The 22505-nt window shown below is 39.7% G+C and carries 15 protein-coding genes; 7 read left to right on the plus strand and 8 right to left on the minus strand.

What is annotated here, in order from left to right; all coding sequences use genetic code 11:
- Positions 1-128: 128 nt before the first annotated feature.
- Together IQ244_RS19380 and IQ244_RS19385 are read left to right on the plus strand one after the other, a co-directional pair.
- Positions 129-854, plus strand: coding sequence for a peptidylprolyl isomerase (locus tag IQ244_RS19380; protein ID WP_193897066.1), 726 nt, complete (start codon positions 129-131; stop codon positions 852-854).
- A gap of 264 nt (positions 855-1118) precedes the next feature.
- On the plus strand, positions 1119-2441 hold the full coding sequence (locus IQ244_RS19385; protein WP_228059021.1) for a CHAT domain-containing protein: 1323 nt from the start codon (positions 1119-1121) through the stop codon (positions 2439-2441).
- Between the two features lie 189 nt (positions 2442-2630).
- Here IQ244_RS19385 and IQ244_RS19390 read toward each other — a convergent pair whose 3' ends face one another.
- Entirely contained in the window at positions 2631-4355 is a 1725-nt protein-coding gene (locus tag IQ244_RS19390) for an ABC transporter ATP-binding protein (protein WP_193897070.1), read from the minus strand.
- 477 nt (positions 4356-4832) lie between these two features.
- Here IQ244_RS19390 and IQ244_RS19395 point away from each other — a divergent pair, with 477 nt between their 5' ends.
- Both IQ244_RS19395 and psaK read left to right on the plus strand, forming a co-directional pair.
- Positions 4833-5450 carry a serine O-acetyltransferase gene (locus tag IQ244_RS19395; protein WP_193897072.1) on the plus strand — a complete coding sequence of 206 codons (618 nt, stop codon included), beginning with the start codon at positions 4833-4835 and terminating at the stop codon, positions 5448-5450.
- Between the two features lie 397 nt (positions 5451-5847).
- Positions 5848-6108 carry a photosystem I reaction center subunit PsaK gene (psaK, locus tag IQ244_RS19400; RefSeq protein ID WP_193897074.1) on the plus strand — a complete coding sequence of 87 codons (261 nt, stop codon included), beginning with the start codon at positions 5848-5850 and terminating at the stop codon, positions 6106-6108.
- 167 nt (positions 6109-6275) lie between these two features.
- On the opposite strand, the gene IQ244_RS19405 is transcribed toward psaK, so the two are convergent.
- Together IQ244_RS19405 and IQ244_RS19410 are read right to left on the minus strand one after the other, a co-directional pair.
- On the minus strand, positions 6276-6548 hold the full coding sequence (locus IQ244_RS19405) for a cupin domain-containing protein (protein WP_193897076.1): 273 nt from the start codon (positions 6546-6548) through the stop codon (positions 6276-6278).
- A 21-nt stretch (positions 6549-6569) separates the two neighbouring features.
- Positions 6570-6935, minus strand: a complete 366-nt coding sequence (locus IQ244_RS19410; RefSeq protein ID WP_193897078.1) for a Mo-dependent nitrogenase C-terminal domain-containing protein — start codon at positions 6933-6935, stop codon at positions 6570-6572.
- 772 nt (positions 6936-7707) lie between these two features.
- On the opposite strand from IQ244_RS19410, the gene IQ244_RS19415 reads away from it, so the two are divergent.
- Entirely contained in the window at positions 7708-8262 is a 555-nt protein-coding gene (locus tag IQ244_RS19415; protein WP_193897080.1) for a Uma2 family endonuclease, read from the plus strand.
- Between the two features lie 27 nt (positions 8263-8289).
- Here IQ244_RS19415 and IQ244_RS19420 read toward each other — a convergent pair whose 3' ends face one another.
- Complete coding sequence (locus IQ244_RS19420) at positions 8290-10644, minus strand: WD40 repeat domain-containing protein (RefSeq protein ID WP_193897082.1); 2355 nt, start codon at positions 10642-10644, stop codon at positions 8290-8292.
- Positions 10645-11123: 479 nt separating this feature from the next.
- A complete protein-coding gene (locus IQ244_RS19425; RefSeq protein ID WP_193897084.1) occupies positions 11124-11513 on the minus strand; it encodes a hypothetical protein in 390 nt (129 codons plus the stop codon).
- Between the two features lie 665 nt (positions 11514-12178).
- Here IQ244_RS19425 and IQ244_RS19430 point away from each other — a divergent pair.
- A complete protein-coding gene (locus IQ244_RS19430; RefSeq protein WP_193897086.1) occupies positions 12179-15745 on the plus strand; it encodes a Calx-beta domain-containing protein in 3567 nt (1188 codons plus the stop codon).
- 149 nt (positions 15746-15894) lie between these two features.
- Positions 15895-17607 carry a precorrin-3B C(17)-methyltransferase gene (gene cobJ, locus IQ244_RS19435; protein ID WP_193897088.1) on the plus strand — a complete coding sequence of 571 codons (1713 nt, stop codon included), beginning with the start codon at positions 15895-15897 and terminating at the stop codon, positions 17605-17607.
- A gap of 190 nt (positions 17608-17797) precedes the next feature.
- On the opposite strand, the gene IQ244_RS19440 is transcribed toward cobJ, so the two are convergent.
- From IQ244_RS19440 to IQ244_RS19450, 3 genes are all read right to left on the minus strand, one after another.
- Complete coding sequence (locus IQ244_RS19440; RefSeq protein WP_193897090.1) at positions 17798-18517, minus strand: class I SAM-dependent methyltransferase; 720 nt, start codon at positions 18515-18517, stop codon at positions 17798-17800.
- A 467-nt stretch (positions 18518-18984) separates the two neighbouring features.
- Positions 18985-21342 carry a glycoside hydrolase family 10 protein gene (locus IQ244_RS19445; protein WP_228059022.1) on the minus strand — a complete coding sequence of 786 codons (2358 nt, stop codon included), beginning with the start codon at positions 21340-21342 and terminating at the stop codon, positions 18985-18987.
- Between the two features lie 210 nt (positions 21343-21552).
- Entirely contained in the window at positions 21553-22392 is an 840-nt protein-coding gene (locus IQ244_RS19450; protein WP_193897092.1) for a prephenate/arogenate dehydrogenase, read from the minus strand.
- Positions 22393-22505 lie beyond the last annotated feature (113 nt).

The following is a 22505-nucleotide window of genomic DNA, read 5'->3' on the forward strand; positions in this document are numbered from 1 at the left end:
AAAGATGTAGGATACCAGATTCTACATCTTTAATTTTTGCTAACAATATCTCAGGATAAATACGTGCTAGTGCATCTGAATATGTAAAAATAAGTTGCTTGATGATGCGATCGCAGTTGGAATAAAAAATGATAGAAGTTCTCCAAATTGGCAACCGTACAATCCAGGCTACTGAGCTAATTCCTTTACTGGCAAGTTATCAAATGCTGCCACAACTACTAAGGGAATTAATTATCGATGAAGCGATCGCAAATATAGAATGTACTACAGAAGAAATTACTGGCGCTCAACAGCAGTTTTACCTGGAACGACAGTTAAAGACTGATGCGGACATTAAAGCCTGGATGGCTTATCACGGCATCACAGTAGAGCAATTAGAATCAGTAACAATTCGTAAACTGAAAATAGAGAAATTCAAAATAGCTACTTGGGGTAGCAAACTAGAATCTTACTTCTTTCAAAACAAAGGCAAGCTAGATAAAGTAATTTATTCCCTGCTACGCACTCAAGATATTGGACTTGTCCAAGAACTGTACTTCCGGCTGCAAGCCAAAGAACAGTCATTTGCCGAAGTCGCCAAAGAATATTCCCAAGGACCAGAAGCCCAAACAGGTGGACTTGTCGGCCCCGTTGAACTACAAGCAATTCATCCGGGAATGGTGCAGTTATTATCTAGCAGTCAACCCGGTAAGGTGATACCCCCAGCCCGCATAGCCGAATGGGTGGTCATTCTGCGCCTAGAAAAATTTATTCCCGCCCAATTAGATGACCAGATGAAAGCACGACTTTTGAATGAACTTTTTGAAGCTTGGCTACAAGAACAGCAAAAACAAATACAACAGCCAATCAACTAATCAATTCCGCAATCAACACCTAACAATTTAGGTTATGATTTGAATATATAGCAGGTAACAGGTGGCAAAATTACCCTAAATTCTATGCGCGTAGCCTGTGACAAGCTGCTAATACGTCTACGTCTGCGGTTAATTTTAATTTTTACTGATTTCTATTAATCCTTTAAAAATAATTAATAATATTACCCCATAAAAAATATGAACAGGCGTAGGCTAAATTTATTAGCTCTTTCCACCCTTAGTATATTAATAATTGGGCTGGACTTGCTCAAGTTTAGTCAAGCAGAAATACAAGCAGTTCCGCCAATAGAAAAACAGATTAAACTTCCTGTTTCTCGGTTGCAACCAGATGTTATTAAAAGATTACTAGACAGTGAAGATATTAACTCGGCTGTTATCCATATTGAAAGGGGCTGGAAGCAGCAATATGATGAATATATGCAAGTAAAATTGCCTTCCAATAAGGTTATTGAAGTCAATAAAATCAGTCAAGTTCTCAAGAATATTAATCAAAAAGTTGGGAGAAAAAGCGCCTTAATATATGCAATTCCAACTGCTGACCAACTCGATTTAATATTGGTTTTGCCAGATAAATCACCAATTCATAAACGTATTCCAGCAGCTAAAAAAGCGGTATTGACTAACTTAGTCACGAAATTCCGCAATGATGTGATTAATCCAGCCTCTTCACGCAGGCAATATCTAGCTTCTGGTAAAAAAATATATGACTTCCTAATTACTCCTTTGGCATCTGAATTACAAACACAAGGTATTAATAATCTGATATTTTGTTTAGGAGGTGGCTTACGGACTGTTCCTTTAGCTGCGATTTCTGATGGCAAAACATTTTTAATCGAGAAGTATAGTTTAACGATTATTCCTGCTTTTAGCCTTCTAGATTTTCAACTGACAAATATTAGCAAAACCCAGGTTTTAGCGTTGGGAGCATCAAAATTTAAAAACCTGGAACCTTTACCTGCTGTTCCCTTAGAATTATCTAGCATTATTAACAATAACTGGAAGGGTAAGTCTTTACTAAACCAAGAATTCACCCTCAAAAATCTGAAAAAAGAACGTGCTATTTATCCTTTTGGAATAGTACATTTAGCTACCCATGCTGAATTTGCTCAGGGTTCGGTTGAGCAATCTTATATCCAGTTTTGGGATAAAAAAATTCGCTTAGATGAACTGAAAACTCTCGGACTCAATAAACCTCCTGTGCAGTTATTAGTATTAAGTGCTTGTCGTACTGCATTGGGTGATCCTCAAGCTGAATTGGGGTTTGCTGGGTTAGCTGTACAGTCAGGTGCAAAAGCAGCTTTGGCAAGTATTTGGGCGGTTAGTGATGGCGGGACATTGGCTTTGATGATTCAATTTTACGAAAAACTGAAAGCTAATCCAGTTAAGTCAGAAGCACTACGACAAGCTCAAATTGATATGCTCAAAGAGCGTGTTAGTTTGGAAAATAATCCCCGAATTCGAGGTGGTACTTCTTCAGAGTTACATGAGTTGGATGAGCTTGATGAGGATGAATTATCTCATCCTTATTATTGGGCTGGATTTACATTGATTGGTAATCCTTGGTAGTATGGCAACTGGCGATCGCACTTCAGAGGTAATTTACGCGATGCGCGACTTATTTTTGAAACCCCACTTCCATTCCTCTCCCCGCAACGGAGAGAGGCTTTGATTCTTACTCCCCTTCCCTACAAGGGAAGGGGTTGGGGGTTAGGTTTGAGATAAAGTTGCACACGGCGTTAATTTTCTCATTCACCACTAACTAAATTGCTGGGCATAAAATCTAGCATAGCGACCTTCTAGCCTTAATAATTCCTCATGATTCCCTGATTCGACAATTTGCCCTTTTTCCACAACCAAAATGCGATCGCATCTTCGCACTGTGCTTAAACGATGGGCAATAATAAATACTGTCCGGTTCTGCATCAGTCTTTCTAGGGCTTCTTGTACCAAGGCTTCCGATTCGGAATCTAATGCAGATGTCGCCTCATCTAAGATTAATATGCGCGGATTCAGAAGAACAGCACGGGCGATCGCAATTCTTTGTCTTTGTCCACCCGATAAATTTACCCCTCGTTCTCCTACCCAAGTTTGATAACCTTCTGGTAACTGGGTAATAAATTGATGGGCGTTAGCAATTTTTGCGGCTGTTATGACTGCATCCATATCAAAGGTATCTTGGCCAAAGGCAATATTTTGAGCCAGGGTTCCCGAAAATATCACTGTTTCTTGGGGAACGATACCAATTTGTCGCCGCAGACTATGTAAGGTGACATCCCGAATATCAATATCATCGATGAAAACTTGCCCAGAATTTGGGTCATAAAACCGGGGAAGGAGATTCACAAAGGTAGTTTTCCCCGCACCGGAAGCACCCACCAGGGCGATCGCTTCTCCTGGTAATGCTAATAAACTAATATCTTGCAAGACGGGTTCACCGGGTTTATACGCGAAAGAAATGTGGCGATATTCCACTTTACCTTTAACTGGAGGTAGGGCGATCGCGATCGCTTTTTCTATTACCTTTGGTTGAATCGCCATCAGTTCAAACACACGGTCTAAGGATGCTTCGCCTTGTTTAAACTCGTTATAGTTATTGGTAGTATGACCGATAGGGTCAATTAACAATGCAGCAGCGGCTAAATAACTGAAAAAATCTCCCACAGTTAAGTTGCGTTGATAAATTTGCCACGTACCCACCATTAATAAAGATAATGCGCTTAAAGCTTCTAAAAAACCAATGATGGGAATTTGGATGGCTTTGAGACGTTCTGTGGAATACTTTGCTTTTAAAGAACGTTCTGCTTCATAACCAAAACGAGCAATTTCATAATTCTCTGCGGCAAACGCTTGTACTAGTCTAATTCCGCTGAAAACTTCCGTCAAAATAGCTGATAATCCCGACACGCGATTTTGACTTTTTACAGAATACTGGCGTAGACGTTCCCCAAACCAGCCAATTAACACCCCCATCAAAGGTGCAATCACAATTGTTGCTAGTGTGAGTTGCCAATTCAAATAAATCATATAGATGGGTATGGCGATTAATTGCAACACACAGGGAATAAAATCATGCAGTAGTTTATTGACAACTTCGCCAACCCGATCTACATCTTCTGTGAGGCGGTAAGCTAAATCACCCGTTTTGGCTTTTTCAAAATAGCTTAAATCTAATTTTTGCAAATGGCTGTATACTTGCTTGCGGAGATAATAAGCCACTCTCAAAGCGACTTTAGCCATGTATATATCTTGTACAGACTGAAAAAAGCCACGTACCAGAAATACCAAAGCACAAACACCAGCTATTTGGGCGATCGCTACTACATTACCTTGACCAAAAGGCGCTGCTAATTTACCTGCAAGATTAATTAACGTTAGTGTCGCCAGCACATATCCGATAATGCCGATCAAGCCCTTGATCATGTTTGCCCATTGGGGTTTGATATATGGCAGTAGTTGCCAGTAATTAGAACGGGTTTTCAAGCTATGACTTCCAGAATATGATTTTACTTTGTTTGACGCTATCAGCTTTTGTGTAGTTTCAATTCACTAATTTTAAAATTGATTCATGTGTTTCCGATCCATCGTCTGGGACGAGCTTCTAAAAAACAGTGAAAAAGATGCTTAATAGCCCATTGTGAGTATCTTTAGAAGATTAAAGCATTAACTGAGCCGTATTAGCAGATATACATCCCTACTTCCGCCAATATTGCCATTACAAGTTTTATCGGATACATTGCATCTAGCAGTTTTAATACGAATAAGACTTACGTAATAACTCTCTCAAACTCTTATAAATTCCTGACCTAACCTTCGGGAAGCCACTTTGTGTATATGCATTATTTGCTGTTATTTTTTATACTTTTGCGTAAGTTTCAGCTAAGTAAAACAACTGCGTAAAGTCCAAATATCACTAATAACGATTACCAGCCATCCACTTATAATTATTTGGTAAATATTATGAAAACTTTGATTCAACAAGCTATTTTTAGCTTCATCATTCTCTGGTTTTCGCCATTATTAATCCCCTTTATACTAACAACAGAAAAAGAGATTATTACTGCTGATATAAAACGATGGAGTGAAGTTTTAGGGTTGCCACAACAACCCTTGTGGATGCAATTAATTGTTTTACTATACAAGACACAAGAATTTAGAAACTTATACTACTATCGTCTATTTAAAGGCAATCTGAGCGGGCGGATTTCCATGTATTTACTCAAAATAATTTACCCAGAATGTCCTTCTCTTTTCTTGGATTCTTCCTGCTGCATTGGTGCTGGTTTATTTATCCAGCATGGATTTAGCACTATTATTATGGCAGATATAGGTGAGCAATGTTGGGTAAACCAACAAGTAACAATTGGATATAAAGATAAATCAGGTCGTCCCAAAATTGGCAACAATGTGCGGATCACGGCAGGGGCTAAAGTACTAGGTAATATTCATGTAGGTGATAATGTCACAATTGGCGCAAATGCAGTTGTTGTCAAAGATGTTCCTAGTGATTGTGTCGTTGTGGGAATTCCAGCTGCAATTATTAGAAGGAATGGAATCAAGGTTGAAGAGAAATTGTAAATTAGACTTTTGCCAATCAACACATATTAACTACTCAATCGTTACAGGCTATTTATAAAGTGAATATTAAGTAGGGTGTGTTACGGTTATACAAGGATTTTGGAACTTAAGAGAGTGAGAATTAGCCGTAACGCACCGAGAAAGATGGTGCGTTAAGCGTTGCTACAAAGCACCTGACAATTTAAGGTTTACTATATAAATCATCTCTTACAGTTGAGTTAATGTGTTACTGACTACCCTGAAAGTCTCCTTCAGTAGTAATAATTAGATAGTTGTTTATATTAAGGACTTAGAATAACTGTTAAATATTGCTGCAAAATAAGAGTTTTCCTTGAATAATCTTCCTAGATTTCCCGATGATATTTTCAATCATTCACAAATTTCAGGAGTAAATCGAGTGCTGACTTCCACCTTATTAGCAGCAGCCACCGCACCCTTACAATGGAGTCCCTCCATTGGCATCATCATGATTCTTGCTAACGTCATAGCTATTGCCTTTGGCAAATCTAGCATTAAGTATCCCAGTTCCGAGCCAGCTTTACCCTCAGCAAATTTCTTTGGTGGCTTTGGTTTACCTGCGCTACTAGCAACTACCGCCTTTGGGCATATTTTAGGCGTAGGTATCATCTTAGGGTTGCATAACCTGGGTAGATTCTAAGTTTTTTACCTCAGTTTGCTTTCCGTTGAATATTGTTTTGTCTCAACGATTTGAGCTAGAAATTAACATTTCTGGCTCTTTTATATATCAAGTCGTCATAAACTGCATACACCAGAAGCTATGAAACAGGGACTAGTACTACAAGACAAAAGCTAGGTGTATTTATATTAAGAAAAGTAATAATGCTTTTTTACGTCGCTGATAATTTCCCATATACAGGACATACCAGCAGGAAAAGTCACCAAATCTCCTTTACCCATTTGCACTGGTTGTCCGCCATCCGGCGTAACAATAACATCACCTGCTAAAAAGTAGCAAGTTTCTTCAGTATCGTAAGTCCAGGGAAACTTGGAGACTTCCTTTTCCCAAATCGCCCATTTGAACACACCCAAATTTTGCAGATATTCTTGACTGGGTTGATGCTCAATTTTGATTTCCATATTTTGGTTCTCAGTATGCGTTTAACAGTAGGACTGAATGTCTTCGCCACACTGATCTACTAAATAACACAACGCCCGAAAACGCAAGCCAACAAATTGATCATAAAGAGGATTCAGTTTGCACATAGGGGGAATGTGGGCTATTGTGCGGCCGAATAAAACAATATCACGCTCGAAAGGACACTGTGCCGGAATAAATTTAGCAATAAAGTGTGCTACTTTACGATTTTGGATTTCGAGTTCATCAAGCCGTTGACGTAATGGTTGCAGAACATCATATCGAGATGACAATAAGGGATTTTTGTGAGCTAATTTTGCATTTTGTTCTAAAGTTTCAGGCTGAATGAAAGCAGTCAAAATAATAGATAGATTAGTTGTTTTGAGCATGATCGTTAGTAATTTTTTCTCAGTTTGATACACTAGCAGGTTGCAGATTTAAGTCTGACTTCGCAATTGATTCCAGCAGTGTATTTCGCGCTTGCAGAGATAAGTTTCTCTAAGCACAAAATGCTTATTTGCTTTACAAAATGCGAGTAAACGTTGACTTAATTGATATTTAAACTCACCGTATGGTGGAGAACTGTCCCGTTAACTACAAAATAACAAAGAAAATATAAAAGTGGGATTTTTTTGACTTATGGATTGCTGATACAGAAAATAGCAATTTCATATATTTAATTTAGATCACAGGTTCGGAAACTATACAGTATCCAGAGAGTGAATTTTGCGATCAACAGCGTAGCTATATTCTGACTTCAGCTAGATTTATCAGGAATTATCTCTCAAAGCTAAATGATTGTATGATATGGAGTATCAAATAAATTGTTATCTAAGCTACACAAGTAGACCCAAATATTATTTAATTAGTTCCTCAAAATCGTTTCATAAGCATAGACTAATAATGTTGTGTAAGTAACCAAACAGAACATCAGGGACGCAAATTAAATCTATCAAGCTGGTCAATTATGAAGTAGTCAGGATAAGAGATGTTTAACAACCAGCTATGTTTGAAATAAATATAATATCCAATCAGGTAAAATCTTCACGCTATCTTCATACAAGATGCAAATCACAAAAACTATCTGCGATCGCCTAACGCCCCATCATCATCTGGCGTTACAGCCAAAATAGAGATAAGAGAATTAAGCAACACAAAACGATGACTATAGCAGTCAAGTCCATCACATTAGAAGAATTTCTGCAACTCCCCGACACTCAACCCGCCTCTGAATATATCAAGGGAAAAGTTAGCCAAAAACCTATGCCGCAAGGAGAACATAGCCTATTACAAGTAGAACTCTGTCAAGCAATTAACCAGACTGCCAAACCACAAAAAATTGCCCTTGCTTTTCCGGAACTGCGTTGTGTTTTTGAGGGTGCTGCAATAGTTCCCGACATTTCTGTGTTTCGCTGGGAACGGATTCCCCGTGAAGCATCCGGTAGAATTGCTAACCGCTTTGAAACTTACCCCGACTGGGCGATAGAAATCCTTTCTCCAGACCAAAGCCCAGGCAAAGTTTTAAATAACCTACTACACTGTTCTCAACATGGCACAGAACTGGGTTGGTTAATTTTTCCAGAGGAAGCCAACATTTTAACTATCTTCCCCAATCAAAGAGTGGAAATGCTCACAGGTACAAACCAACTCCCTATTCTGAGTAATCTTGATTTAACTTTAACTGTTGAGCAGGTTTTTAGCTGGTTAAGTTTGTAGTCGGATGGGTTTATACTCAGCAATTTGCTAAACTTGCCAAATTTTGATTGTTTTATCAGAACTACTACTAACTAAAAATTTACCATCAGGGCTGAGAGCGAGAGAATTTACGGTTCCTGAATGTCCGGTGAGTGTGTAGAGGATTTCATTTGTCGCAATCCGCCAAATATTAATTGTGCGATCGCCACTACCACTAAATAAAAGTTGTCCATTGGGACTCAACACAATTGATTTGACTGCATCTGAGTGGCCTTTGAGGGTATGCAAAAGTTTACCCGTTATCAAATGCCAAATTTTTATAGTTGTGTCCGCACTACCGCTAAACAGAAGTTGTCCATCAGAACTAATGGCAATTGATTTTACCTCACCTGTATGACCTGTGAGAGTGCGGAGGGGATCACCTGTGCGGGGGTTCCACAGCCTGATTTTGCTATCGGCACTACCACTAGCTAAAATACTCCCATCAGGGCTGATGGCGACGGAGTGAACAGCAGAAGAATGCCAAAGTGTACAAATGCGATCGCCTTTATGCAAATTCCAAATTTTAATTTTGTTACTACCACTAGCCAGAATCTGCCCATCAGGACTAATATCGACAACGTTAACTGGTTTTTGATGTCCTAAGAGAGTGTGGATTAACTGACCTGTGGTTAAATGCCAAACTGTGACATTGCTTTTGGGATGTTGACAACTTCCCACAGCTAAAAAATTCCCATCAGAACTAATCGCCACCGATGAAACTTCACCTAAATTCCCGGTGAGAGTTCTGATTTGTTTGCCAGTTTGCAAATTCCAGATATTAATTGTTTGATCTGCACAGCCACTCACTACTGTCTCCCCATCAGGACTAATGGCTACAGATGCAACTTTACCGGAATGGCCTGTTAAGGTGTGGATGAGTTCGGGAGATTCGAGGGTAAGTTTGTGTTTGAGGGTAGCGATCGCCTGTAAGATTTTTTCTATAGATGCAATACTTTGGCGATCGCCCACTGCCATAAAATATGCTTGGAGTTTGTGAACATATTCTTCATCTTCTATTTTGATGGCAGATTGCATTGCTTCTAAGGCATGAGTAAATTCCTGAGTGGTAACTTGACGCAATTCTAACCAGGTGTTGATGGAATAATCTACTTGTTCTTGCGCCCAAGTGCGATCGGGTAAATGTGATAAACTCTGGGCTAACTGTAAAGCTAACTCTGGAACCCAATATCTACGTTCCTTTTCCAGAGCTTGATAAACTTGTTGATACCCTGTGGCATACACCTGGAGTATATTCTCTTCTGAAATTGCTTGTACCCCTGGCAAATCTAGCCCATCTTTGAGAAAACTAGGTAATAACTCTGGTAATAATGGCGGTACATCATGATGCACTAAGTGATAAGCATCTGCTACCCAAGCCGCAACTAAACAATGACAGGTAATTAATACTTGGCAAAACTTAGCGATATCTTGCTGATTGATTTGATACTTCAAGGACAGTTTACTAACATCAATTCCTTTGGCTTGCCATTTTTCTGTCTTTTCTAAAATTGCTAAATTCTCAACATTATCACCACCTAATTGATTAATTTCCTCTAAGTCTTCGCCTAAAGTTACTAGTTCATCTCGAATTTTTTTCCACTCTACAGCCCGACTTTTAGCAAACTCTTGCAAAATTTCTTTGTATGGTAGACGAGAAATAGTCTTATAAAAATAATTTTCTTGTCCTAAACCCCAGTAAGCAATCCGAAAATTTAAATAATCTCCATCATGGTCTGACTCTAAAATTAAAATTGGTTCTGTTTTTAACAGACTAAACAAAGCTTTAATACTCGATTCACTATGAAAACGTTTACTATCCCAAGCACCTGCTAAAAATTCAGTAGGTCTGATAGGATGATGCAGAGAATAATTAGTATTAATAAATTCTCGGATGCCTTCAGCCAAAATTCTTTCAACTTCCGAAACTTCTTCAGGCTGACAATCAAATTGATCAAACTTGATTTGGGGAGGCGCGAGAAAAATTTTCAGCGGGATATTTTTGTGATTATTCCGAGACTCTAAAATTTGCGAAGGATACAATCTGAGCGGCCAGCTATCCAAGACTTTATTAACTTCTGGTAACTGAAGAGATGTATCTCGTTGTTGCTGGGCAATTTGTAATTGTGTTTCTCGTTGATAAACTGCTAATTGCTGTTGCCAAAGTTTTTCTTGGTGAAATTCATCTTCAGAAGTTTTGCTATTAGTTGTAATATTGACGAATTCAATAATTTCTTCGATAACTTGCGGTAATTGATAATTTGTTGTGTTTAGACCTTCTGCTGTTCTTTTTTGTACTAGATTGACAACTACAGGTGCAAACTCTATTACAAGTTGGATGAGTAACCTTAACCCTTGTTCCATAAAGGGATACCTATGAGATTAATAAAATTAGTTGGGGAGAGGAAATAGATATAATTGCAGCAGTTTCTCATTAAGTACTGCGGTAATTCATCACTTAAAATAATCGCCATAAGCCATCCTACTACTTACCGGGAGCAGATTTGTCCATAAATTAAATGTCTAGTTACCAGATAATGCAGCTATCTGAGCCGCACTATAATCAATTACCGAGCATTATAGGAGAATTGAAGAGAGATTGTGTCTAGCGATCGCAGCCTTAATCAAATTTTAAAATATTCAGAAAACTAAGTAAACTAACTGCTACCTTAATATCAAAAAGCTTGAAAAATGAAGGATTATGCTATATTTAGCAGCTTTAGCTATATTAAATAATAAAAAACACTCATTAAAGCATATAACTAAATTTTGTGCCTAATTTACTGAGGATTTTCTACTATATAAGGGTTCTACTAGAAAATGCCCAAGCTTACATAACAAAATTAAAATCTAATTCCTAATTGTCCATTAAAACCTCTAACGGAATTATAACCGGCTCCTACGAAAACATTTTTTGTCGCACCTACCTGAACGCCACCAGAAACCGCCACACCCTTATCTTGGGAATATAATCCCACTCCCACATAAGGAGAAATAACTGGTAAATTGATAAACTTTAATACATCTACACCCGTAGCCCCATCAGGGCCATTTCCCAGTTCAACACCCAAATTTAAAGCTCTTGCACCTATAGCATAAGTTGTATCACCATCTTTGCCACCAACAGAAACCCAAGGCTGTGGTATTAGTTGAGCAGATACTTGACTAGGCGCAAACAAAGCGAACAAACTAACAGATGTAATCAGTGTTTTAGTAATAATTGCTTTTTTCATAGTTTCCTCTTAATATTAACCAGCAAAGATGATTAATCGTGACGCATTTACCTAGACTAAGTGCCTGATGAGATCGAGAAATGTTTGAAAGGTGACTAATTAATAGAAAACAGGATGATTCTGCTTACTGGTGCAATCAGCTAGGGTAGAATTTGATGTCAAGTCTGCTTAATCACTGATAAATACCGCAACATTTCACGCCACTTTGCTCCAAACTTGCTGAATTTAAACGTATTTTCACATGGGCTAGTTTTTTATACTGACTGACTTCAAAATTATGTTTTGATTTCAGGAAATGAATCAGTGAAAGTAATTAAGTAAATTTATTTTGCTTAAAGTTTTAAAATTGGGTTTTTAAGTTTACGTACAATTATCTAAATTATTCAGAAAATAAATTACATTATCACCTGCGCTTCAGATTCAAAATCATAGTAGATAGACTCAGGTAAGTAGATTTTAACAGTATTAGAATGTAACTAATAACATCAGTGTTTTTTATCTATCTTCTGCTTTGTTCACATTGGTCTTGGGATTATACAACCAAAGAATAGTTGAGCGATCGCATCTATCACTCAATCACTTAGGCGAGACTCACGCAACTTTGACAAGCAATAGTAGAACCTAACTTTACTATCGCTTGTGATAGTTGCGTAGGTCTTAATTTTATGAATAATTTTCTCAATTCTTCTCTGTTGCTGTCATATACTCAACTCAGCAACTTTTCTGATTTAAAAAACTTTTGGAATTTATTCGACACTGTTTTTGGGACACAATATAACCATACTGTTGCAGCTACTTTGCATTCCCAATGGCAATCTGGAGACTTTAGTCAATTCCCCCAAATCGAAATTATTAGTAACAGCATTTTTGAGGATACTAATCCAGGTTACGCCAGTAGTACTAACAAAATTTATCTGTCAGATAGCTTTGTTGCTACAGCTAAACCAGAAGAAATCAAAGCTGTTTTATTAACAGAAATCGGCAATTTTGTTCAGAGTCTGGTTCAAGCAAACGATACACCTGGAGATAAAGGTGCAATTTTTGCAGAATTAGTGTTAAAAAATAGCTCAACACAGCTAGAACCTACATCTGTACTGCAAACAACGCTTATTCAGGCAATCCAAAGCAACAAATCACACAATCTTCTAGGGTGTGGTTGCTCATCCTGTATGCTTCCTCCAGTCAAGTTAAATCTAGTCGATACTCAACAACCTCAGTTAGCCCAAACTGTATCAGCTGGTTTAGATCTATCCAAAACTTTCTCTCTCAACAGCTTATTAGGAGCTAACCAGACAATTTATTTAGATTTCAACGGACATACCACCTCTGGGACTTACTGGAACACAGATTTCGCAGGTGGGGCTAACATTGTCACCCCAGCCTTCGATTTTGATAGCAATGCAGCATCCTTTAGTTCAACTGAACTGGAAAGAATCCAGTATATCTGGCAGCGTGTTGCGGAAGATTTCAGCCCGTTTAATGTTAACGTCACAACCCAAGCTCCCACAGATATCAATGACTTGATTAAGAGCAGTTCTACCGATACTCGCTGGGGTGTGCGTGTTGTGATTGGCGGTAGCAGTTACGATTGGTTTGGTAATGGAGCCGGCGGAGTCGCCTACCTAGATTCATTTAACGATAATACTGATACTCCTGCCTATGTATTTAGTAACAACCTGCAAAATAGCGAAAAATATACTGCTGAAGCTATTTCTCATGAAGTAGGTCATACTTTGGGACTGGAGCATGATGGAAGAATTAACCCAGGGGAAGGATACTACAGTGGACACGGTAGCGGGGTTACTGGCTGGGCTGGGATTATGGGATCTGGGTACTACCAGAACTTAACCCAGTGGAGTAAAGGCGAGTATGCTTCTGCTAATAATACAGAAGATGATTTGCAAATTATTACAACTTACAATGGTTTTAGCTACCGCACCGATGATGCAGGTAATACAATTACTACAGCAAAGTCACTAGCAATTTCTGGTACATCTGTCAGTGGTAATGGGATTATAGAGCGCAACACAGATGTGGATTTTTATAGTTTTGTCACAGGTGCGGGAGCGATTAACTTGACAGTCAATCCCTTCAGTCGCGGGCCAAACCTAGATATATTGGCAAAGTTATATAATTCTGCTGGGACTTTAATTGCATCATCTAATCCCACTGATTTATTATCTGCGGCGATCGCCACTACAGTTACTGCTGGAACTTATTATTTAGCGATTGATGGTGTCGGTAAAGGAGATCCACTTTCTACTGGCTACACTGATTACGGCAGTTTAGGGCAGTATTTTATCAGTGGCAGTATTGTCAGTGGTAGTAGTATTTCCAGTAATCCAACCACCGTCAGTCTTGCCTTATCATCTACTAGTGTCAACGAAGATGGCAGTAGCAATTTAGTTTACACTTTTACCAGAAGCGGCAGCACCACCAATGTTTTAACGGTTAACTATAGTGTTGGTGGCACAGCAACCTTTAATAGCGACTACAGCCAATTGGGTGCTACTAGTTTCACAGCTACAACCGGCACAATTACCTTTACTGCTGGTGCAAATACAGCCACACTCACCATTGACCCCACAGCAGATACCACTTTTGAAACTAATGAAAATGTGACTTTAACTTTAGCGGCTGGTAGTGGTTATACAATTGGCACAACAACTGGGGTAACAGGAATCATCGTCAATGATGATTTGCCAACCATCACCCTTTCCGTCTCATCTACTAGTGTCAACGAAGATGGCAGCAGCAATTTAATTTACACCTTTACTAGAAGCGGCAGCAATATCAACGCCTTAACAGTTAACTATGGTGTTGGTGGCACAGCGACATTTAATAGCGACTACAGCCAATTGGGTGCTACTAGTTTCACAGCTACAAATGGGACAATTACCTTTGCTGCTGGTGCAAGTACAGCCACACTCACCATTGACCCAATAGCAGACACCACTTTTGAAACTAATGAAAATGTGACTTTAACTCTAGCTACTGGCAGTGAGTACAAAATTGGCACGACAACCGGTCTAACAAGAAGCATAGTTAATGATGATTTACGACCGACGATTAATCTCAGTTCTAGTCAGACTATTGTCGAAGGCAACACTAATCTTCAAAATGTGACTTATCTCGTTACTCTCACTAACGCGAGTAGCCAAACTATTACAGTTTATTATTCAACTGCTAATGGTTCAGCCACAGCAGGCTTAGATTATACAGCCACAGCAGGAACTTTGACTTTCAACCCAGGTGTGACTAGTCAAGTAATCAACATTCCGATTCTCAATGATTCCCTGAATGAAGCAGATGAGAGCTTCATTTTAAGTTTGAAATCTCCTACTAATGCCACTCTAGGTACAGCCACAAGCGTTACTACAACTATTACCGATACTCTCATTACCTCCGTTACTGCGACCCTACCCACTAACGTCGAAAACCTCACCCTCACAGGAACAGCAGCAATCAACGGTACAGGAAATGTAGGCAATAATATTCTCACAGGTAATAGTGGCAATAACACGCTGACTGGTGAAGATGGAAATGATACCTATTTATTTTCAGCCATTACTCTTTTAGGCACTGATAGGATTGTAGAAACGACCACAGGTGGAATTGATACAATTGACTTTCGCGGCACTACTATTTCCAGCAATGTAAATTTAGGGATCACAACAACACAAACAATTAATAACAATCTCAACCTGATTCTCTCGGCTAACAACGTCATCGAAAACGCTACAGGTGGCATAGGAAATGACAGTCTCACAGGTAATGCGCTAAATAACATTCTCAGTGGCGGTAACGGCAATGACCAACTACAAGGGTTAGCAGGTGATGACACTCTTTGGGGAGGTGTAGGCGATGATATCCTCACAGGAGGTGAGGGTAAGGATAAATATTTGTTCCAAGCCGAAGGTGTTTTCACTGCCAGTTTAGGCGTTGACTATATCACCGACTTTGAAGGCGGACAAGATAAGATTGTCCTGAGTAAAAGTACTTTTAAAGCTATTACTAATAGTGCAGGACAAACTTTAACTGACTTTGCGGTTGTTACTGATGATCAGTTTGTCAACGCTAGTAGTAGACGGATTGTTTATAGCCAAAGTACTGGCAGCTTATTCTACAACCAGGATGGTAATATTTTGGGTACAGGAACAGTGTTTGAATTTGCTCGTTTAGGAAATAGTGGTATTACTCTTGCTAGTAGCGATTTTAGTTTGATTGCCTAGATTGAGAGAATCTCGCCAGACTATTGTGAATTGAAAATTACTCAGACTGAGGGAATTCCAATTATCGGTTTTTGTAGAGACGTTACAAAGTCTCTACAAGACTTATACTATAAACTCTGCACGATATCTACTCAAATTCCCGAAGTCTCATGATCAAGGTTGCACCTGCGGTTGTAGTGTTGGGTCAAAATAGTGTGGTCATAGCCCGCACAATAATCAGCGTTCTGCCAGGAGCAACTTTATATGGTTTAGCAGGACGCACTTCTGGGGTTGATGTTAGTTTCACAAATTTTGGCGAAACGTTGCGTGAGTTGTTTGCTACGGGAACACCCATAATTGGTATTTGTGCTGCGGGGATTCTGATTAGAACCTTAGCCCCCCTTATTTCTGATAAGCGTCAAGAACCGCCAGTTTTAGCTGTGGCTGAGGATGGTAGTGCGGTAGTTCCCTTGTTGGGTGGACTGAGTGGAGTCAATGATTTAGCACGCCGCATTGCTGAGGTGTTGGATGTTAAACCAGCAATTACAACTACTGGGGATATTCGTTTTCGCACGGCGTTGTTATCACCTCCGGCTGGCTATCATTTAGCTAACCCAGATGATGCAAAGACGTTTATTTCGGATTTATTAGCAGGGGCGCAAGTAAAATTAGAGGGAACTGCACCTTGGTTGAGTAATAGTCAGTTGCCAATTGATGCCCAAGGAGAATTGACTATTAAGATTACAGAAAGTTTGGTAAATTCTACCGCTAATTGTCTGGTTTATCATCCTCAAACTGTAGCGATCGCCATTACTCAACCTAATGTTAATTTAACTACAGTTCAGCAACTCCTTGTCGATGCCAAACTTGCACCCGCCTCTGTTGCTGGAATCTTTGCCCCCCTTAGCATTGCTGCTAATCCAGCAATTCACGCTATAGCTGAGGCTTTAAGTATACCTGCCCGCTTTTTTGACCAAAGCATACTTGTAGAAAGTGATAGCTCTGCACAGGCGATCGCTTTGGCAGCGACAGGTTCATCTGGTAAACTGATTGCTATTGCATCTACTGAAATAGCACTAGCGATCGCACCCCAACCAATTGACCCCAACACCATTGGTCAACCGCGTGGTAAATTAGCCATAATTGGCACTGGCCCCGGTTCTGCATCTTGGATGTCTCCCGAAGTCAAAGAAATCCTCAACTCTGCAACTGACCTTGTAGGTTACAAAACATACCTCGATTTAGTTGGTGCTTTAGCTGATGGCAAACAACGCCACGAATCTGATAACCGCGAAGAAATCGCACGGGCAACAATGGCACTGGATTTAGCCGCCACAGGCAAATATGTAGCGGTGGTCTCCTCTGGTGATCCTGGGATCTATGCAATGGCGGCGGCGGTATTTGAAGTACTTGATCGTCATCCCCAACCAGAATGGGACAGTATCGAAATTTACGTTGCGCCGGGAATCTCCGCTATGCAAGCAGCAGCCGCAGCGGTTGGCGCACCTTTGGGACATGATTTCTGCGCGATTTCACTGTCAGATATTTTGAAACCTTGGTCAATTATTGAACAACGAATTGCGGCGGCGGCTGAAGCAGATTTTGCGATCGCTTTTTACAACCCTGTTTCCAAAGAGCGTACTTGGCAACTTGCAGCCACTAGAGATCTATTACTGCGGTATCGTCCATTAGAAACTCCTGTAGTATTAGGTAGAAATCTCGGTAGGCCAGGACAAACGGTTAAGGTGATTTCTCTTGAGCAGTTAACACCAGATGTCGCTGATATGCGAACAGTGATTATTGTTGGCTCTAGTCAGACTAAAACTATTCAACGTAGTGATGCTAGTATCTCAGTTTATACACCTCGTCGATATGCTAAGTAATCAAGAGATTAATGATTGATGTTTGTAGACAGAGAAAAATCAGCAATAATGTCATTGCAGCCGAGGGACAGATGATTAGGACTTACGCAAAACATCTCTCAAACTCTCATTTCTCCGTGAACTCTGCGCCTCTGTGGTTCGTTCTTCCGTAGCCTGTACGTAAGTCCTAATGATTTTAGACAAAAAGTTTTTATACTTTTTTGACAAATTTAGCTGTTAAAATTCCTGGGCGCTTCTTTTTCTTGGTCTCATCAAAGCGATCGTCTTTCAGCAATTGACCATATATATCGTGATTGCCAATTTCGTAACGACGTACACTAATTACATCAAATACATCTAAGAAGTCGTCTGTTGTTTGCCAACTCAGAGAAATAGGTTCATGGGGGCGGGGTGGATGATTGACTTCTACTATCATCAGAAATAAACCACCAGGTTTGACAACTCGCTTAATCTCTGATGCCGTTGCTTGATAGTCTGCTACATGATCTAAAGAATTAAAGCTGCAAACTATATCAAAGTATTGATCGGCAAAGGGAATTTTTTCTGAGGGTGCAGCCACATAGTTCATCTTATGTTTGTCTGCTCCCAGCTTTAAATAGTCATTAGCTAAAGGATCTAAACCAATCCGCTCAGATGCCGAATCAGCCCATTCTAGACTGCCACGAGGCCCACAACCAATGTCAAGAACTCGCTTACTCGAATAAAAACTGGGTTCTAAATCAAAGTAGGCAGTGTAAAAGTATGAGTAATGTTCGTTTCCAAGTTGCCCTTCTTTTTCTAAGGTAGCCTGCCAATAAGACAGTTCTCTGTAATCTTTATATTTTTCGGGATAGAAAATTGCAAAGGGAATATCCGCTATCTTTTGAATCAATCTTTTACTTTTCCTAACCAAGAGATTATTACTATTCATAATGTTTATTTCCTCAAATAATTATGAATGGTTTTACTTCTTTTTAGTTTTGAGTCTCTAGCTGGAGATATAAATTTAGAAAAAGTTTGGAGATGTCAAAATTATAAATTAAGGAAATTTATAATTGACTCGAAATTTTGACATCTAAATTATTCGTGTCGTGTTCTTACGGAGAAGATTAACATGGGTTGAATTTGGAATTAAACCCTCAGTAAAAAAGTTTACATAACTTATAAAATTCGTTGGAAATTGCCAATATTGAGAAGAGTTTATATCTCAAGCTTGATGAATATGCAGCAGAAGCAGCAAAAATCTAAACAGAAATTCAATTTGCAATTACAGCGTATTGCTGGTTTATGAAGTATGGTAGCAACGGCTCTAGAAATTTGCAGAAAACCTTGTATTACATTAGATAAAAGGTTTTTCTATCCAGTTGTCAAGATAGTTCAAGTTGCGCCAATACATCCTTAACTACGAATACGAAAACCCTGTTGTCCATTAATTGAATCCAATAGAACATCGTATTTGTCAAAAAATCCAATCCCACTATTCACCAACATGGGATATTCAGCCTGTGGAGAAATATTAATACTCCACAGATTAAAACCATCACGGTTGCCCGGTACTAGACTGTAGTCCAGAATTTTAGGTATCGCTACCTTCAGAGCATTTTCTGGACGTAAGCTTCCTGGCTTGAGTTTCCCTGCTAGGGAAGCCGATTTAAATTCCACAAAACCATTTCTGGCTCTAGTATCAGTGACCATTCTGGTATTACAGTTATTTTTCAGAGAACTGCCAGAGATAGTTAAACAAACTCCTATGAGGCGAGAGTCCCATCTATTCCCAGGTATCCCATCAATTGCGGGTTGTTGCTTGAGAGAAGTCATCTTAAAACCTTCTCGATTCTTAGCTGTTAAGCCAAGAGTGAGACTACCGTTATTGTTAGTACCACCATTACCTGTAACGATCAATCCGTTACTTAAATTTCCTGGAAGTTTTCTCAACGGGTTATAAGGAAGTGTCCGTTCAGAGTAGTTGACACCGAGAATACCAGAGAATGCTGAACCACTTTTTGCCGAGCAATTCGGTTTTTGAGGAGTACATTTGCGGCTAGTAACCACCTGTACGGGAACAGGTTCTGCTGTTGCTAGTAAACCTATTCTCAAGGTGGTATAAACTAACTCTCCTTCTAAGATAGTCCCATCGCTTAATACTTCTTTGACAATTTGACCTGTTTGGCGGATAGGAGCATTTCCTAAAAATTCCTTGGGAACTCGTAAACCTGCTGACCCTGTATCTAATAAAACACGTCTTGGGCGATCGCCTGCCACAGAAACCTCTAAAAAATAGCCTCGCCCTGGTTGACTGACAGAACCCTTTGTATATAAAGGAACTGTTAGCGTATCAAAAGTAGGCTGGCGGCGTGTGAATTGAGAAGTATCCCGCAAAACAGGGTTAGAAAAGACCGCTAAAAATCCAGCCTGTCGCTGCGCCACTGGTTCTGGTGCATAATCCCAAAGACTTTCGTAGTAGAAAAACACCGCACCTAAACCACGTTGTTGCGCCGCCTGTACTTGAGACTGAATCTGTGACAAAGAAACTGGGCGATTTCGCAACCCTGCCATAATTCCTATCCCAGTAGGTATATATTGCTGTGTTTCTCTAATTTCGGGGCGAGTAATTTGACTAGTAAAAGCTTCTAAATCATTACGGTAAACTTGCATGACAAGCTCGTCTACAATACCCAACCTTACCCAGTTCAGCCAATCTTGGAGTTGAAATTTATACGCAAAATCATAGTAATTGGGGGAAACAGAGAAAATGGCATTAGGCTTTATCTGCTTCACTGCTTGATTGAGTCGTAACATAAAAGCTGTGATTTTATCTGCCCGCCATTGCACCCATGCTTGGGCTTGGGGGTTGGGTGGAGGTGGATTTCCGGTTTCGTCTGTATATAGTTTAATCGTGTAACTGTCGTAACCAAAATCCACAGGCAAACTCATGTGGTCATCAAATTGAATTCCATCAGCGTTGTATTTGCTAATAATTTCGACTACAAGGTCAGTAATAAATTTCTGTACTTCCGGGTGAAAAGGATTAAACCAAGCTACTTCACCCGCAGCCGTAATTGAGGTTTGTGTACCATCCTGCTTTTGTGTCAGCCAATTCGGATGAGCCGATGCTAGTTCTGAAGTCAAAGGAACCATGAAACCAAATTCAAACCAAGGTATAGCCAGTAACCCTTGGCGACGGCTTTGGGTAATAATGTCAGCAATTACATCTTGTCCTTCTGCACCTTTGAAGAAAAAGGGAATACCCAACTGTTGTGCTACTGCACTGGGATATTTTGTATAACCATCATTCCAGACTACTGGATAGACTGTGTTAAAGTTCAAGCGCCGCAATTGTGCCATAGTTTCCTGGACTTTGGCTTGATACTTCATAATGTCGAAGTCATTATTAGTCAGCCAAACCCCGCGAATTTCTTGACGGGGTGACGCAGGTATTTGAGCAGTTGCTGGACTGAAGTTGTGTAGCAGCACCACAGCAGTAAATGAGACTGCAAACAATACTGGTAGAAGACGCTGAATTGACCGCCAATTTATCTGGCTGAAAGTAGATTGCCTAAATGCAATTAACGCGATGTGCGACTTATGTTTAAAACCCCTCTCCAAACCTCTCCCCGCAACGGAGAGAGGCTTTAATTCTTGCTCCCCTTCCCTTGTAGGGAAGGCGTTGGAGGTTAGGGTTGGAAGAAAGTTGCACACCACGCTAACTACCCAAGCTTTAATTTGTAAGCCTTTGTCACAAAAATAAGTCAACATTAGTAAGTAATTATATTGAATATACAAGCTCTGTTTATAACATTACAGATGCTGCACCATTTAAACTAATGCACATTTAGTTGATTAAGTTAAATAGACGCAGTTAACAGTTGAATAGTGCCAAGTAATAGATTTGTCAATATATTTACGCAAAAATATTGAAGCACTATTGCCAGGATAATTACTGAACGTTGACTCCTGCAAAGCTTTTTACTCTGTAAATAGAGGTCTGGCTTGTTGTGTTGATTGCAACTTTGCTTCTAAAGTTATCCAATCTTCCTGTTCAATCAAATTAATAAATTCATTGATATTTTGGCGATATTGTTGCAATGACCCTAACAATGCTTGGCGATTATAGCGTGCCATCATCGCGCCTAATTCAGGATTACCACCACCGACACGGCTGGTATCTCGAAAGCCAGAACTAGCTAAATTTTGGGCTAATTGTAAAACTGCTGGGTCATTTTCGCCCGTACAAGCCGTAATTAACGCCGCACTCACCATCACAGGTAAATGAGAAATCCAACTCACAGCACGGTCGTGTTGTTCTGGTTGGCAATGGTAGATTTTTGCCCCAAGCGCTCGCACAATTTCTTCTAAAATAGCGATCGCATCTTTGGGTGTTGTCGCATCTGGTGTCAGCACATAAGGTCTATCCACAAATAAATTTTTTTGCGCCGCTTCTATACCACTATCAGCCGTTCCCGCCATTGGATGACCACCGACAAACCTTTCCCACAGCGGCGAAATTGCCTGAACTATCGGTGCTTTCACTGAACCAACATCAGTAATAATCGTATCCCCAGACAGATATGTAATTAACTGTTCAACTTGGGGAACAATAAGGGCGATAGGCGTACAAATAAAGATAATGTCTGCGGCTGCTAACAAACTCATATCTACAGAGACTTCATCGACACTACCAAGGGCTATAGCTGTTTGACAGGTAGATTCACGGCGACTTACTCCTAAGACATGATGACCTTGCGATCGCAAATCATAACCCAAAGAACCGCCTATTAAACCCAAACCTAAAATACCAATATTCATAATTGATTTTGTCAGCTTATTTTTCACTTATATTTTGCATACTTTACCAACTAAGGAAACTAATTTAATTCTTTTGACTTTTGACTTTTAACTTATATTTATGGGTAGCATCA

The sequence above is a fragment of the Nostoc sp. LEGE 06077 genome, from assembly GCF_015207705.1.
Lineage (GTDB): Bacteria > Cyanobacteriota > Cyanobacteriia > Cyanobacteriales > Nostocaceae > Nostoc_B.

What these genes read in the sequence shown, in the direction of transcription:
- IQ244_RS19445 (WP_228059022.1), bottom strand. Translation starts at nt 21,342, where the DNA reads ATGTTGACTTATTTTTGTGACAAAGGCTTACAAATTAAAGCTTGGGTA.
- IQ244_RS19450 (WP_193897092.1), bottom strand. Translation starts at nt 22,392, where the DNA reads ATGAATATTGGTATTTTAGGTTTGGGTTTAATAGGCGGTTCTTTGGGT.
- IQ244_RS19395 (WP_193897072.1), top strand. Translation starts at nt 4,833, where the DNA reads ATGAAAACTTTGATTCAACAAGCTATTTTTAGCTTCATCATTCTCTGG.
- IQ244_RS19415 (WP_193897080.1), top strand. Translation starts at nt 7,708, where the DNA reads ATGACTATAGCAGTCAAGTCCATCACATTAGAAGAATTTCTGCAACTC.
- cobJ (WP_193897088.1), top strand. Translation starts at nt 15,895, where the DNA reads ATGATCAAGGTTGCACCTGCGGTTGTAGTGTTGGGTCAAAATAGTGTG.
- IQ244_RS19420 (WP_193897082.1), bottom strand. Translation starts at nt 10,644, where the DNA reads ATGGAACAAGGGTTAAGGTTACTCATCCAACTTGTAATAGAGTTTGCA.
- IQ244_RS19425 (WP_193897084.1), bottom strand. Translation starts at nt 11,513, where the DNA reads ATGAAAAAAGCAATTATTACTAAAACACTGATTACATCTGTTAGTTTG.
- IQ244_RS19430 (WP_193897086.1), top strand. Translation starts at nt 12,179, where the DNA reads ATGAATAATTTTCTCAATTCTTCTCTGTTGCTGTCATATACTCAACTC.
- IQ244_RS19380 (WP_193897066.1), top strand. Translation starts at nt 129, where the DNA reads ATGATAGAAGTTCTCCAAATTGGCAACCGTACAATCCAGGCTACTGAG.
- IQ244_RS19410 (WP_193897078.1), bottom strand. Translation starts at nt 6,935, where the DNA reads ATGCTCAAAACAACTAATCTATCTATTATTTTGACTGCTTTCATTCAG.
- IQ244_RS19405 (WP_193897076.1), bottom strand. Translation starts at nt 6,548, where the DNA reads ATGGAAATCAAAATTGAGCATCAACCCAGTCAAGAATATCTGCAAAAT.
- IQ244_RS19440 (WP_193897090.1), bottom strand. Translation starts at nt 18,517, where the DNA reads ATGAATAGTAATAATCTCTTGGTTAGGAAAAGTAAAAGATTGATTCAA.